General features: G+C 63.3%; 15 protein-coding genes. 5 read left to right on the top strand and 10 right to left on the bottom strand.

Annotation, left to right across the window (positions count from 1 at the left end; all coding sequences use genetic code 11):
• Nucleotides 1-29: 29 nt before the first annotated feature.
• Nucleotides 30-893 (top strand): alpha/beta fold hydrolase, encoded by an 864-nt coding sequence (locus RFN30_RS28180; RefSeq protein WP_320265331.1) that lies wholly within the window; start codon nt 30-32, stop codon nt 891-893.
• An 81-nt stretch (nt 894-974) separates the two neighbouring features.
• On the opposite strand, the gene RFN30_RS28175 is transcribed toward RFN30_RS28180, so the two are convergent.
• Together RFN30_RS28175 and RFN30_RS28170 are read right to left on the bottom strand one after the other, a co-directional pair.
• A complete protein-coding gene (locus RFN30_RS28175) occupies nt 975-1,889 on the bottom strand; it encodes an alpha/beta fold hydrolase (protein ID WP_320265390.1) in 915 nt (304 codons plus the stop codon).
• A gap of 254 nt (nt 1,890-2,143) precedes the next feature.
• A complete protein-coding gene (locus tag RFN30_RS28170) occupies nt 2,144-3,385 on the bottom strand; it encodes an MFS transporter (protein ID WP_320265329.1) in 1,242 nt (413 codons plus the stop codon).
• A 112-nt stretch (nt 3,386-3,497) separates the two neighbouring features.
• On the opposite strand from RFN30_RS28170, the gene RFN30_RS28165 reads away from it, so the two are divergent.
• The gene (locus RFN30_RS28165; protein WP_320265328.1) at nt 3,498-4,379 is read left to right on the top strand and encodes an AraC family transcriptional regulator; all 882 of its coding nucleotides are present in this window, start codon (nt 3,498-3,500) and stop codon (nt 4,377-4,379) included.
• Here RFN30_RS28165 and RFN30_RS28160 read toward each other — a convergent pair.
• From RFN30_RS28160 to RFN30_RS28125, 8 genes are all read right to left on the bottom strand, one after another.
• Nucleotides 4,376-5,311, bottom strand: coding sequence for a ribose-phosphate pyrophosphokinase (locus RFN30_RS28160; RefSeq protein WP_066994382.1), 936 nt, complete (start codon nt 5,309-5,311; stop codon nt 4,376-4,378). The two genes, RFN30_RS28165 and RFN30_RS28160, sit on opposite strands and share 4 nt — an antisense overlap.
• A gap of 203 nt (nt 5,312-5,514) precedes the next feature.
• Nucleotides 5,515-6,129 (bottom strand): hypothetical protein, encoded by a 615-nt coding sequence (locus RFN30_RS28155; RefSeq protein WP_320265327.1) that lies wholly within the window; start codon nt 6,127-6,129, stop codon nt 5,515-5,517.
• 53 nt (nt 6,130-6,182) lie between these two features.
• Nucleotides 6,183-7,334: a M24 family metallopeptidase gene (locus tag RFN30_RS28150; RefSeq protein ID WP_320265326.1), complete on the bottom strand. Its 1,152-nt coding sequence runs from the start codon at nt 7,332-7,334 to the stop codon at nt 6,183-6,185.
• Nucleotides 7,334-8,122 (bottom strand): peptidoglycan editing factor PgeF, encoded by a 789-nt coding sequence (gene pgeF / locus RFN30_RS28145; protein WP_320265324.1) that lies wholly within the window; start codon nt 8,120-8,122, stop codon nt 7,334-7,336. Before pgeF ends, RFN30_RS28150 begins: the two co-directional genes overlap by 1 nt.
• A gap of 88 nt (nt 8,123-8,210) precedes the next feature.
• Nucleotides 8,211-9,278, bottom strand: a complete 1,068-nt coding sequence (locus tag RFN30_RS28140; protein WP_320265323.1) for a class I SAM-dependent methyltransferase — start codon at nt 9,276-9,278, stop codon at nt 8,211-8,213.
• A complete protein-coding gene (gene lgt / locus RFN30_RS28135; protein ID WP_320265322.1) occupies nt 9,275-10,129 on the bottom strand; it encodes a prolipoprotein diacylglyceryl transferase in 855 nt (284 codons plus the stop codon). The genes RFN30_RS28140 and lgt overlap by 4 nt, the downstream gene beginning before the upstream one ends.
• A 97-nt stretch (nt 10,130-10,226) precedes the next feature.
• The gene (locus RFN30_RS28130) at nt 10,227-10,322 is read right to left on the bottom strand and encodes a type II toxin-antitoxin system RelE/ParE family toxin (protein WP_320265389.1); all 96 of its coding nucleotides are present in this window, start codon (nt 10,320-10,322) and stop codon (nt 10,227-10,229) included.
• Between the two features lie 199 nt (nt 10,323-10,521).
• Nucleotides 10,522-10,782: a type II toxin-antitoxin system ParD family antitoxin gene (locus RFN30_RS28125; protein WP_320265321.1), complete on the bottom strand. Its 261-nt coding sequence runs from the start codon at nt 10,780-10,782 to the stop codon at nt 10,522-10,524.
• A 135-nt stretch (nt 10,783-10,917) separates the two neighbouring features.
• Between RFN30_RS28125 and RFN30_RS28120 the strand changes: the two genes are divergently transcribed.
• From RFN30_RS28120 to RFN30_RS28110, 3 genes are all read left to right on the top strand, one after another.
• Nucleotides 10,918-11,220: an accessory factor UbiK family protein gene (locus RFN30_RS28120; RefSeq protein WP_320265320.1), complete on the top strand. Its 303-nt coding sequence runs from the start codon at nt 10,918-10,920 to the stop codon at nt 11,218-11,220.
• A gap of 315 nt (nt 11,221-11,535) precedes the next feature.
• Nucleotides 11,536-12,036: a type III secretion system chaperone family protein gene (locus tag RFN30_RS28115; RefSeq protein ID WP_192256205.1), complete on the top strand. Its 501-nt coding sequence runs from the start codon at nt 11,536-11,538 to the stop codon at nt 12,034-12,036.
• Nucleotides 12,037-12,054: 18 nt separating this feature from the next.
• Complete coding sequence (locus RFN30_RS28110) at nt 12,055-12,414, top strand: tRNA-binding protein (protein ID WP_320265319.1); 360 nt, start codon at nt 12,055-12,057, stop codon at nt 12,412-12,414.
• Nucleotides 12,415-12,483 lie beyond the last annotated feature (69 nt).

The following is a 12,483-nucleotide window of genomic DNA, read 5'->3' as shown; positions in this document are numbered from 1 at the left end:
TTATCGCGAAAATTATAGAGGAGATGGAGATGACTGAAGCTTCGCACGCGAAGGCCGGCTCGGGCAGCGGCACGATCACTACCAAGGACGGAACGCAGATCTACTACAAGGACTGGGGGACTGGTCAGCCGATCGTTTTCCATCATGGCTGGCCGCTGAGCAGCGACGACTGGGACGCCCAGATGCTGTTCTTCCTGTCGAAGGGTTACCGCGTCATCGCGCATGACCGCCGCGGCCATGGCCGCTCCAGCCAGACCGACACCGGCAACGAGATGGACACCTATGCCGCCGATGTGGCGGCGCTGGTAGCGCATCTCGACCTCAAGAACGCCATCCATGTCGGCCATTCGACCGGCGGCGGCGAGGTGGCGCGCTATGTCGCGCAGTACGGTTCCGGCGGCCGCGTCGCCAAGGCCGTGCTGATCGGCGCGGTGCCGCCGATCATGCTCAAGACCGACGCCAATCCCGGCGGCCTGCCGATCGAGGTGTTCGACGGCTTCCGTTCCGCCCAGGCAGCCAACCGCGCCCAGTTCTTCCGCGACATTCCGGCCGGTCCGTTCTACGGCTTCAACCGCCCAGGCGCGACGGTGTCGGAGGGCGTGATCGACAATTGGTGGCGCCAGGGCATGATGGGCGGCACCAAGGCGCACTACGACTGCATCAAGGCCTTCTCGGAAACCGACTTCACCGAGGACCTGAAGAAGATCGACGTGCCGGTGCTCGTCATGCACGGCGACGACGACCAGATCGTGCCGATCGCGGACTCGGCGCTGCTTGCGATCAAGCTGCTCAAGAAGGGCGAGCTCAAGGTCTACAAGGGTCTTCCGCACGGCATGGCGACCACCCATGCGGACATCATCAACGCCGACCTCCTGGCCTTCTTCAAGGCCTAGAATCGTCCAGTTGGATAGACAAGGCACCCGCCGTCAGGCGGGTGCTTTTGTACTGTCATCGACATATCCGCGGGACAGTGCCTATCTGGCGAGAAAACCAGTGATCAGCTTGACGGTGGCGTCGGGGTTTTCCTCCATGATCCAATGACCGGAGTTGGGCACGATGCCGCCTGTGACATCGGTCGCAACAAGCCGCAAGATATCGGCCTGCGTGGTGCCGGCGGATTTTTCCCCGCCAACAGCCAGTACTGGCATGGTCAGTTTGCCGCCAGCGGCGAGCATCGCCTGGTTGTCGATCGCGTCCTGGTCAAAGGCCTTGAACTGCTCGAAAGCGTCATGCATCGCATGCGGGCGTGCATAGAGTTTGGCATAGTGCTTGCGCGTGGCCTCATCGATCTTCTTCGGGTCGGCCGACAGTTCGTTGTAGAAGCGGTCGAGATAGATGCGCTCGCGCCCCGCGACCAGCCGCTCCATATCCGGGCCACGGAAGTTGAAGTGCCAAAGCAGCGGGCTTTGCTTGATCTTTTCCCAGTCACCTATTCCGGGCAGTGGCGCATCGATGATGACCCATTTGGTGATGCGCTTGGGATATTGCGCAGCAAGCGCATAGCCGACCATGTTGCCGATGTCGTGCGTGACCAGATCTGCCTTGTCGATCTTCAGGGCATCCAACATGCCGGCGATGTCGACGGCCTGGTTCTTCTTGGTGTAGCCCGCTTCAGGGTGAGCGGACAGACCCATGCCGCGCAGGTCCGGCACGATGACAGTATGGTCCTTTGCGAGCGCCGCCGCCGCCGCGCCCCACATGTCTCCGGTATCGGCAAAGCCGTGCAGCAGCACGACCGCGGGACCTTTGCCGCCGACGCGCACATAGAGGCTCGTGCCATTGGTTTCTACGGACTGCGTCTTGAAACCGGGCGGAAAAGGAACGATGCGTGCCGTAGCCGGCAAGGTTACAAGAAGCACGCCCAACACGGCCAACACGATCTTGCGCATATCATTCTCCAGAGACATTGAGTTATCTGCGGCAGCGTCGCCCGCGCACGCGTTTCGAACACTAGAACAGTTCATCGTTTCACGGAAACGCTGAACTGTTCTAACTATTTGTTTTTACGCAATTCCAGACGGAAAACCGTTACACACTTTTCCTGGAATTGCTCTAACAGGCTTTTCACCTGGCGTATGGGGAGGAATCGATAAGGGCGCGGCAGCTGCCACGCCCTTATTCGAGCCCTGAAGATCGGGGGTGTTTAGCTGGCCGCCGCCTGCTTCCTTGCTTCCTTCATGTTCGGCAGGAACACCGTCAGCAAACCGAGGAAGGGCAGGTAGGAGCAGACCTGGTAGACGAAGTCGATGCCCTTCATGTCGGCGATGACGCCGAGCACAGCGGCGGCGATGCCGCCCATGCCGAAGGCGAAGCCGAAGAAGATGCCGGCGATCATGCCGACGCGGCCCGGCACCAGTTCCTGCGCGAAGACCACGATGTTGGAGAAGGCCGACGACAGGATGAGGCCGATCAGCACGGTGAGCACCATCGTCCATTCCAGATTGGCGTAGGGCAGCGCCAGGGTGAAGGGCAGCACGCCGACGATCGAGAACCAGATCATCGCCTTCTGTCCGTGGCGGTCGCCGAACGGACCGCCGAGCAGGATGCCCAGCGCGGAAGCGCCGAGGAACAGGAACAGCATCACCTGCGACATCTGCACCGAAACGCCGAACTTATGGATGGCGTAGAAGGTGTAGTAGCTGGAGAGCGAGGCGATATAAGCGTTCTTGGTCAGCACCAGCAGCGTCAGCACCGCCAATGCCCACATGACCTTGCTGCGCGGGAAGGGCGAGACATGGGCCGCCTGCTTGCGGGTGGCCATCGAGGCGCGCAGCCGGCTGTACCAGCCGCCGACCTGCCACAAAACGACGATGCCGATCAACGAGCCGACGGCGAACCAGGAGATGCTGGTCTGGCCGAAAGGCACGACGATGAAGGCGGCGAGCAGCGGTCCCATTGCCTGGCCGAAATTGCCGCCGACCTGGAACAGCGATTGCGCGAGACCGAAGCGGCCGCCGGAGGCGAAGCGGGCGATGCGCGAGGATTCCGGATGGAAGATCGCCGAGCCGATGCCGATCAGCGAGGCGCCGATGAGCAGCAGCCAGTAATGGCCGGCATGCGCAAGCACCACCAGCCCGACCAGCGACGAGGCCATGCCCCAAGGCAAGGAATAGGGCATCGGCCGCTTGTCGGTGATCATGCCGATCACCGGCTGCAGCAGCGAGGCCGTCACCTGGAAGGTGAAGGTCAAAAGGCCGATCTGCCAGAAATCGAGACCGTAATTGTCCTTGAGCAGCGGATAGATGGCCGATAGCAGCGACTGCATGATGTCGTTGACGCAGTGGCAGAAGCTCACTGCAAGAATGACGGTAAACGCCGTCGCTTGCGCCGAGGGGTGGCTGGCCGGCGCTGGGGCAGCGACGGCGGTGGCTGTCGTATCGGTCAAGGCAATGCTCCGTGGTCTTTTTGGCGGCGAACCGCAGGCAGCCTTATAGGATGCTTGTCAGGCGACTTCTTTCGTGGTTTGGTCCAATAGTTTCGCAAGTGGGCCACATCCGATGCCGCATGGCCGGGAAATCTTCCGGGGTGACGCCGCCGAACTCGGCCGGCTGCACGAAAGCCGCTGGCAATGGCTGGAGCAGGCGGTCGGGCCGGCGGTCGCGCTGCCGACCGAATATCCCGACGGCTACCACGTGCCGCGGCACCGCCACAGCCGCAGCCAGTTGCTGCATGCTCTGGTCGGCGTCGTGCTGGTGACGACGAGACACGGCCGCTGGATGGTGCCGCCCGACCATGCGATGTGGATACCGGCCGGCATCGAGCACTCGGTCGAGATGCTGGGCGATGTCTCGATGCGCTCGGTCTATGTGGTGCCCGACGCCATTCCCGGCCTGCCGGAGGGATTGCGCGTCGTCGGCATCACCGAATTGATGCACAGCCTGATCGTGGAATCGGAGAAGCTGCCGCAGGGCGGCGAACTCGAAGGGCGCGCGGGACTGATCATGGGGCTTTTGCTGCACGAGATCCCGAACCTGCCGGAACGGCCGCTCGGCCTGCCTTTCCCGTCGGATCCGAAGCTCGCGGCGCTCTGCCGGCGCTTCGTGGCGGCGCCTTCGCCGCACGCTACGATCGACCAATGGGCGGATGCCGCGGGCATGAGCCGGCGCTCCTTCACCCGCGCCTTCCATCGCCAGACCGGCTTGCCGCTCTCCACCTGGCGCCAGCAGGCCTGCCTGTTTGCAGCACTTCCCAGGCTTGCCGACGGCGAGCCGATCACCAGGGTGGCGCTCGATCTCGGCTATGACAGCGTGCCGGCCTTCATCACCATGTTCAAGCGCATGTTAGGCAGCTCGCCGCGCGGCTATATGCGCGGCGCGCGCGACGCAGGCGAGGGGGCAAAGCGATTAGGCGGCCCGGTTCAGGCCAGCAGCGCGGCTTAATCGAACAGGCTCGAGACCGATTCCTCGGTCGCCGTGCGCGAGATCGCCTCGCCCATCAGATCGGCGATCGAGATGACGCGGATGTTGGGCGCGTCGAGCACGGCCTGGCTCGGCTGGATCGAATCGGTGATCACCAGTTCCTGCAGTTTCGAACCGCTGATGCGAGCGACAGCGCCGCCCGAGAGCACGCCATGGGTGATGTACGCGGTGACGCTGGTCGCGCCATTGGCGAGCAACGCATCGGCAGCGTTGCAGAGCGTGCCGCCGGAATCGACGATGTCATCGATCAAGAGGCAGTCCTTGCCGGCGACGGCGCCGATGATGTTCATGACCTCGGATTCGCCGGGGCGCTCGCGGCGCTTGTCGACGATGGCGAGCTGAGCGTCGAAGCGTTTTGCAAGCGCGCGCGCCCGCACCACGCCGCCAATGTCCGGCGACACGACGACGACGTTGCCGAGCTGCTTGTATTTCGCCTTCACGTCGCGGGCCATCACCGGCACCGAGAACAGGTTGTCGGTCGGGATGTCGAAGAAGCCCTGGATCTGGCCGGCATGCAGGTCGAGCGTCAGCACGCGGTCGGCGCCGGCGCGGGTGATCATGTTGGCGACGAGCTTGGCCGAGATCGGCGTGCGGCCGGAGGCGCGGCGGTCCTGCCTGGCGTAGCCGAAATAGGGAATGACCGCCGTGATGCGCCTTGCCGAGGAGCGCATAAAGGCATCCATCATGATGAGCAGTTCCATCAGGTGGTCGTTGGTCGGATAGGAGGTCGACTGCAGGATGAAGACATCCTCGCCGCGCACGTTCTCCTGGATCTCGACGAAGATCTCCTGATCGGCGAAGCGCCGGACGCTGGCCTTACCCAGCGGAATGTTCAGATAGCGAGCGACCGCTTCGGCCAGCACCCTGTTGGAATTGCCCGCGAAAAGCTTCATGCACCGTTCCTGGTGAAGGATGGAGAGACCGGATAGACTCTCATGAGCGTTTTATGCGGGGCTTTTAGCGGCCCGCGCCGGTATTGCAAGCCTCGTGATCGGGAATCCTTCGAGAAGGCGCAACAAAGGCCGCCGGCATCGCAAGCCGGCAACATGTTCGCTGACGCAATTTTGAACGGAAAACCGTTGTGCACTTTCCTGCTCTAGCCGGCGCCGCCGCTGCCGAGCCAGGCGGTGAACTGGTCGATGGTCTGATCGGCGATCGCCTGCATGGTCGCGGGGGCAACGGCTGGCCAGCCCTCGGTGCTGCCGACGGAAGGCGCCTTCTGCTGGCCATTGATGCGATGCAGGCGATTGCCCGAGGGGTCGTAGACGTCCCAGACATAGATGACGGTGGTGTCCTTGCCTTCGGACATCGTCGAAAAATAGCCTTTCAGCACATGCGTCGCCGTCTGGTCGGCGCTGCCAACGAGCGTCACGCCGCGCTGCCTGGCGCGCGCCTGCAGTTCCGCCGTCAAGGGCGCTGCGGCCTCGACGGAAGCGCCGACGATCGGCGCCACCTGCAGCCGGGTCTTGGCGATGGCGGCGGCGGTTTGAGCCGGCGTGGCGGGCGTCGAAGCCGCCGCGGTCGCTGCAGGGGCAGGCGCGGTCGTGGTCGGGGACGTGGTGGCCGATGTGCCCTGCGTGGCCGGCAAAGCCTGGGCCGAATTAGCCGGCGGCTTGACGGCGGAAGGGTCGAGGACGTCCTTGGCGTTGGTGCAGGCGGTAAGCGCCAGCGCCGCAAGCAATGACACGGTCGTCACCTGCGATCGTCTCATTTGCCCGAAAACTCCCTGGTGGCGACGCCCCGCGTGAACCAACCATTATGGATTCACTGTACGATCAAGTCGAGATCATGGCGGGAGAGCGGCTTCGGCGCCGATTCCGTCGTGAGGTAGGTCCGGCCAAGCGTCATCGCGCTCTCGGTCTCCGAATCCATGATGATCATGTGCGCGAACAGCGTCATGTTGGGCGCGATCGGCTCCGGATTGCCCTGGTAGAACATCGGCATATCCATCCAGGACGGTGTGAAGCGGGCGCCGACCGAGTAGCCGCAGGCATTCAGCCGGTGCTTGGTCAGATTATGCGCTTCGAGCGTGCGGGCATGCGCATCGAAGACATCACCGAAGGTGTTGCCCGGCACCATCGCCTTCTCCACCGCGAGCAGCGCGGCGCGGGCAGCATCGAACAGTTCCTGGTGGCGCTTGGAGACCTTGCCGGTCAACACCGTGCGCATCATCGGAGCATGGTAGTGATGGAAGACACCCGCCCATTCGAGCGTCAACTGGTCGTTCTTGGTAAGCTTGCGGCGCCCGGCCTTGTAGCGGCAAAGCAAGGCATCGGCGCCGGAACCGATGATGTACTCGTTGGCTGGATAGTCGCCGCCGCCGGCAAAAACGGCACCTTGCATGGCGGCAAGGATAAGGCCCTCGTCGCCGCCTTGCTTGATCAGCGGCAGCGCGGCATCGAGCGCATCGTCGGAAAGCGCTGCCGCCTTTTCCGCCTTGGCGATCTCGGCCGGGCTCTTGAAGAGCCGCAGCCGGCCGACGATGCCGGACGCATCGGCGATCTGGCCGAAGGTCTGCAACTGCTCGTCGACGCGGCGGCCATTGTAGGCCGTCAGGCCATGCGTGTCGTATTCGACGCCGATGCGGGCGCCGAGCAGGTCAAGGTCGTTGAGCAAATTGCGCAGGTCGATCGCGGGATTGGCGCCGTCGCGGTCGGTCCACAGCACGATGTTCTCGATGGTCGAGGTGTGGCGCGCCTGTCTCAGATCGGCCGAGCGGGTGAGCAGCACCATCGAGCCGTCGGCCTTCACCACCAGGCACTGGAAGAAGCAGAAGCCGAACGTGTCGTAGCCGGTCAGCCAGTACATGCTCTCCTGCGCGAACAAAAGCACGGCGTCGAGCTTCTTCTCGGCCATCTCGATCAGCAGCCGGTCGCGCCGCGCGTCGAATTCCGAACGTTCGAAATGCAGCGCCATTACTCTCTCTCCAGAACGATTGCCGAAACCTGGCGCCCGTAATCCGCTTCCTTGCGGTGGGTGGTGCGCCGATAGGAATAGAAAAGATCTTCTTCCGCGTAAGTGCAGCGGCCGAGCCCTTCGGCGGTCACGCCGGCCTTGCGCAGCCGGTCGACCGTATATCGGTTGAGGTCGAACATCGAGTGATCGGGTTTCGCCGACGAGCTGAAATAGCGCTGATTGCCGGCATCGGCCTCGACGAAGCGGGCGACGAATTCGGGCCCGACCTCGTAGTTGTCAGGCCCGATGGAGGGGCCGAGCACGGCGACGATGCGCTTACGGCGGGCGCCAAGGCCTTCCATCGCGGCAACGGTGTTTTCGAGCACGCCGGTGAAGGCGCCTTTCCAGCCGGCATGGGCAGCGCCGATGACGCGCGCCTCGGCATCGGCGAACAGCACCGGCCCGCAATCGGCCGTCGAGGCGCCTACGGCGATGCCCGGCCGGTCGGTGACGATGGCATCGGCCTTGGGGCGAGGGCTCGCGAAAGGCTCTCTTGCGATGACGACATCAGGGGAATGGACCTGGTGCGCGGTGAGGAGATGGTCCGCCGGCACGCCCATCCAGTCGGCAACACGGCGACGGTTCTCGGCGACCAGCGTCTGGTCGTCACTGGAGCCTGTGCCGATGTTGAGGCCCTGGTAGATGCCGCCGGAAACGCCGCCGATGCGGGTGAAATAGCCGTGGCGTATGCCTTGCGCCTTCTCAAGCAGAGGCGAGCGTACTGGATCGGGTCTGGTCTCAATCAGCATGGATGGGTTTGTTGTCCGCGCAGGCCGTTTCGTCAAGACGGAGTTCGGGCAAGTGGAAGGGCCAGCTTGCACGGGTTGCCTGCCGATGTCAGCCGCTTTTCGTAGTCGGAAGGATCTTCATCACCTTGAACAAGTCACCCATCGCATCGGGACCGGCGAGGCGTTCGACGGCGTCGGAAATCGCCTGCCGCTCGCCGTCGTCGGCCTTGGCGCCGAGCGCGCCGGCGCGCTCGATGAGGCCCATGCCGAGCAGGAACTCGCCCTGCGTGGTCAGTTCCGCGTCGAGGCCGTGCGCGCGGACGCTTGCGGCCAGGGCCGCGAAATCGACATGCGCGGTGAGATCGGCCTCGCCGGGATTGGCCAGCACGTCTTCGTGATCGTGCCTGCGCAGGGCTTGCAATGTGTCGCCGATGCCGGGCTGAAGATGGCCATAGTCGATGAACAGCCCGGCGCCGCCATGGCCGGCGATGCGCTCGGCAATCGCCGACATCAGCGCAGCACGAGCCGGCGCCACCTCGACGATCGCGCCTTGCGGCGCATCTGCCGCGCCAGCCGGCAGCAGCGCCGGGTCGACAGAGCCAGCGCCGGCGAAGAAGTGGAGATTGTCGGCGTCGTCGAGACCGACCATGCGCTCGCGCCAGCCCGAACCGACATAAATGAACTGGCGGATCGGTACCGCGTCGAACAGCTCGTTGCCGATGATGAAGAGCGGCTGCCGCGGCAGCGTGTCGATGGCCTGGTGCCAGCTCAGGGCCGAGCTCTGGCCGGCAAGCGTCGCTTTCTGGATTTCGGCCAGGCGCGGGCTGGTCTCGATCAGGGCGAAGGAGGCGCCGGCGGCAAGCGCCGGGTCGAGCCGCGACCAGGTGCGCAGCATGTCCTTCATCAGCGTGCCGCGACCGGGGCCGATTTCGGCGAAGGTGGCGGGGAGCGGCCGGCCGGCGCCCTGCCAGGCCTGGTAAAGCCAGACGGCGATGAGCTCGCCGAACATCTGGCTGATCTCCGGCGCGGTGACGAAGTCGCCGGCGGCGCCGAATGGTTCGCGCGTCGTGTAGTAGCCGTCCTCGGGGTCGAACAGGCAGAGCGCCATGTACTCGCTGACCGGGATCGGCCCCACGGCGCCGATCAGGCCGACGATGCGCTCCTTCAGCCGGGTCATGCCGGTTGCGTTTGCGTCATCGGCTTTGCCGTCACCATCGCCCAGATGCCGGCGAGCACCATCGGCGAGGAGAGGATCATGCCCATGGTCAGCCAGTTGGTGCCGAGCAGGTAGCCGAGCTGCTGGTCGGGCTCGCGGAAGAACTCGACGAAGATGCGCGACAGGCCATAGCCGCAGATGAAAGCGCCGCCGACGAAGCGCGGCGTCCTGAGCTTCAGCCGCGAATGGGTGAGGAAGCGCAGCACCAGGAACAGCACGAGGCCTTCGAGCAGCGCCTCATAGAGCTGGCTGGGATGCCGGGTAAACGGGCCGCCATTGGGGAATTCGATCGCCCAGGGCACGTCCGACGGCCGTCCCCAGAGCTCCGAATTGATGAAATTGGCCACGCGCACCAGTCCAAGACCGACCGGCACGCCGGCCGCGACGACATCGAACAAAGTCCAGGTGTGGATGCCGCGCTTGAGCGAGAACAAGGTCATGGCGAGGATAACGCCGAGCAGGCCGCCGTGGAACGACATGCCGCCCTGCCAGACCGCGAAAATGTCGAGAGGATGCGCGATGTAGCGCGGCAGGTCGTAGAAGAGCACGTAGCCAGTCCGCCCACCGAGCACAACGCCGATCGCCGCCCAGACGATGAAATCGTCGAGGTCCTCGGGCTTCATCGGCAGCTTGCCGTCCGGCCAAAGACCGGTATTGGTGGCCAGCCGCTTGGCATACCACCAGGCAAAGAGGATGCCGACGATGTAGCCGACACCATACCAATGCACCGCCAGCGGTCCGATATTGACGATGACCGGATCGATGTTGGGGAAGGGCAGGGAGGCCAGCGGCAGCAGGAAATATTCGCTCAAACGGGGTCTCCCGGGCACGGTCGCATTTCGGCGCGGACCATGCGGCAGGGTTTTGGCGGGGTCAAGGCAGCGTCGGTGCCGTGGGCAAGCGGACCCGCTATAAGGTTCCGGGGAATAGAATCTGCTCGTAGTCCATCGCTCCGTGCAGGACGTGCAGGATTTCAACCGTGTCCGCACTGACGTGGAAGAAAATCAGATAGCTACCGTGGACCCGGCGCGGAAGATTGATGCCGCGGAACCAAAGGATAACGCTCCGGCATCGTGCGCAGTTCGGCGCAAGCGTTGCGTAGTTCTTGAAGAAAAGTCACGGGCCCGGAACGGGTTGTCCCTGGCGATGTGTTCTGCGATGACCTCGAGATCCAATTCAGCCTGCGCGGCAACGATCAGCCGCCTCACCTGTTCCTCTCGGCCATCGCCTTGAATTTGGCCTCCAGGCGGTCAAACACCTCCTCGGCCGGCTTTACGCGTCCTTCGTCGACATCGGTCACACCCCTCGCGAGCGCTGCATCGAGCGCGGCCAGGCGCTTCTCCCGTTCTTCGACAAGGCGGACGCCTTCGCGCAGCACTTCGCTTTTCGAATTGTAGCGCCCGGTGCTGACAAGCCGGTTCACTACATCTTCCAGCCGGTGCCCGAGGTCTGCGCTGATCGCCATGACGAACTCCTTGAGGTTTCAACTTATAATAATAGTTATTGGACCGGTCGACTAGTAGTAATAGCAAGCCCGCCCGTTGCGCTTGCATTCCGTGGCGCGCGCCACTACGTCAAAATCAGCAAGCGAGGATCTGCCATGTCGAACGGACCGAACCGCATTCTCGATGAATTCGCCAAGCTGATGACGGATGCAGCGGGGGCCGCCCAAGGCGTTCGGCGCGAGATGGAGACTGCTTTTCGCAGCCAGGCCGAGCGTCTGCTCAACTCCATGGATGTGGTGCAGCGCGAGGAGTTCGAGGCCGCGCGCGAGATGGCCGTCAAGGCGAGGGAAGACAACATCCAGCTTGCGGCGCGCGTCGAGGCGCTCGAAGCGAAGCTCGCCGAAGTGACCGGTCAGGCCGCACCGGCGGCCGCGGCGAAGCCCAGATCAAAAAAATAATCGTAAACTTTTCCACAAAGCGCGATCCGAAAAATCGCTTTGCCGTGAATCGCTTACCGGCATTGCATGAATCTTTTTGACAGCGCCTTTCCACATGCGAATGACGCAGTGCGAAAAATTGGGCTGTTCACGCGACTCCCGATCAATAGACTGAATTTGTTGCATGATTCGAAGCAGGGTCATGCGCCGGGCGGTGGGGTCCGGTCTGGGGTCTTTGCGTTTGAGAAGTTCCTGGCCGTCCGAGTTCTAGACAAGATTGTTCGTCGTGTGTGCCCCGCGGAGCGTGTGGCGCTCCCCTGAACACAGGAAGCATCCATGGAACTTCTCGAACTCGAATTATCCCGCGAAATCCACCCGGTGGATGTCATCGAGCAGGTGGCCCACAACAATGACTGGTCCTTCGAACGAGCCGGCGACGATGAGATTTCGATTTCGGTGGCCGGCAGTTGGACCGACTATCACGTCTCCTTTTCCTGGATGGAAGATTTCGAAGCGCTCCATCTGGCCTGCGCCTTCGACATAAAGGTGCCGGAAACGCGCGCGCTCGAAGTGATGCGGCTGCTGTCACTGATCAACGAGCAGATGCTGTTCGGCCATTTCGACCTGTGGGAGCAGGAAGGCGCGATCATGTTTAGGCAGTCGCTGCTGCTTGCCGGCGGGGTCGAGCCTTCGAGCCAGCAGGTCGAGGTGCTGCTGTCCTCGGCGTTAGAGGCCTGCGAATGCTATTTCCAGGCCTTCCAGTTCGTCGTCTGGTCGGGTACATCGGCCAAGGACGCGCTGTCCAGCGTGCTCTTTGAGACCCATGGAAACGCCTGAGCCAAGCCAATACCGCCGATGAGTTCCAGCAGCGAGCGCAAGCCCGAGATCGGCTTTGCCGATTTCGACCGCGTCGACATCCGGGCCGGCACGATCGTCGAGGCTGAGCCTTTTCCGCAGGCGCGCAAGCCGGCTATCAAATTGAAGATCGATTTCGGTCCGGTGATCGGGGTGAAGAAGTCATCGGCGCAGATCACCAAATACTACGCGCCGGAGACGCTGATCGGCCGGCAGGTGTTCGCGGTGGTCAATTTCCCGCCGCGCCAGATCGGCCCGTTCATGTCGGAAGTACTGACGCTTGGCTTTCCGGATGACGAGGGCGCCGTGGTGCTCGGCGCCATAGAGCGCAAGGTGCCGAACGGCGGACGCCTATTCTAGAGCGGTTCAAGATTTGACGGAATCGGAGGGGATTCCTGATTTGTCGGATTTGTGATTCAAGATGCTGGC

The organism is Mesorhizobium dulcispinae, assembly GCF_033977345.1.
Lineage (GTDB): Bacteria > Pseudomonadota > Alphaproteobacteria > Rhizobiales > Rhizobiaceae > Mesorhizobium > Mesorhizobium dulcispinae.
Note: the sequence above shows the minus strand (reverse complement) of the source record. Positions and strands in the feature narration are given on the sequence as shown.

Bases quoted from the DNA above. Each gene is read 5' to 3' on its own strand.
- RFN30_RS28180 (WP_320265331.1), top strand. From the start codon at position 30: ATGACTGAAGCTTCGCACGCGAAGGCCGGCTCGGGCAGCGGCACGATC.
- RFN30_RS28110 (WP_320265319.1), top strand. From the start codon at position 12,055: ATGAGTTCCAGCAGCGAGCGCAAGCCCGAGATCGGCTTTGCCGATTTC.
- pgeF (WP_320265324.1), bottom strand. From the start codon at position 8,122: ATGCTGATTGAGACCAGACCCGATCCAGTACGCTCGCCTCTGCTTGAG.
- RFN30_RS28140 (WP_320265323.1), bottom strand. From the start codon at position 9,278: ATGACCCGGCTGAAGGAGCGCATCGTCGGCCTGATCGGCGCCGTGGGG.
- RFN30_RS28115 (WP_192256205.1), top strand. From the start codon at position 11,536: ATGGAACTTCTCGAACTCGAATTATCCCGCGAAATCCACCCGGTGGAT.
- RFN30_RS28155 (WP_320265327.1), bottom strand. From the start codon at position 6,129: ATGAGACGATCGCAGGTGACGACCGTGTCATTGCTTGCGGCGCTGGCG.
- RFN30_RS28120 (WP_320265320.1), top strand. From the start codon at position 10,918: ATGTCGAACGGACCGAACCGCATTCTCGATGAATTCGCCAAGCTGATG.
- RFN30_RS28165 (WP_320265328.1), top strand. From the start codon at position 3,498: ATGCCGCATGGCCGGGAAATCTTCCGGGGTGACGCCGCCGAACTCGGC.
- RFN30_RS28125 (WP_320265321.1), bottom strand. From the start codon at position 10,782: ATGGCGATCAGCGCAGACCTCGGGCACCGGCTGGAAGATGTAGTGAAC.
- RFN30_RS28175 (WP_320265390.1), bottom strand. From the start codon at position 1,889: ATGCGCAAGATCGTGTTGGCCGTGTTGGGCGTGCTTCTTGTAACCTTG.
- RFN30_RS28160 (WP_066994382.1), bottom strand. From the start codon at position 5,311: ATGAAGCTTTTCGCGGGCAATTCCAACAGGGTGCTGGCCGAAGCGGTC.
- RFN30_RS28150 (WP_320265326.1), bottom strand. From the start codon at position 7,334: ATGGCGCTGCATTTCGAACGTTCGGAATTCGACGCGCGGCGCGACCGG.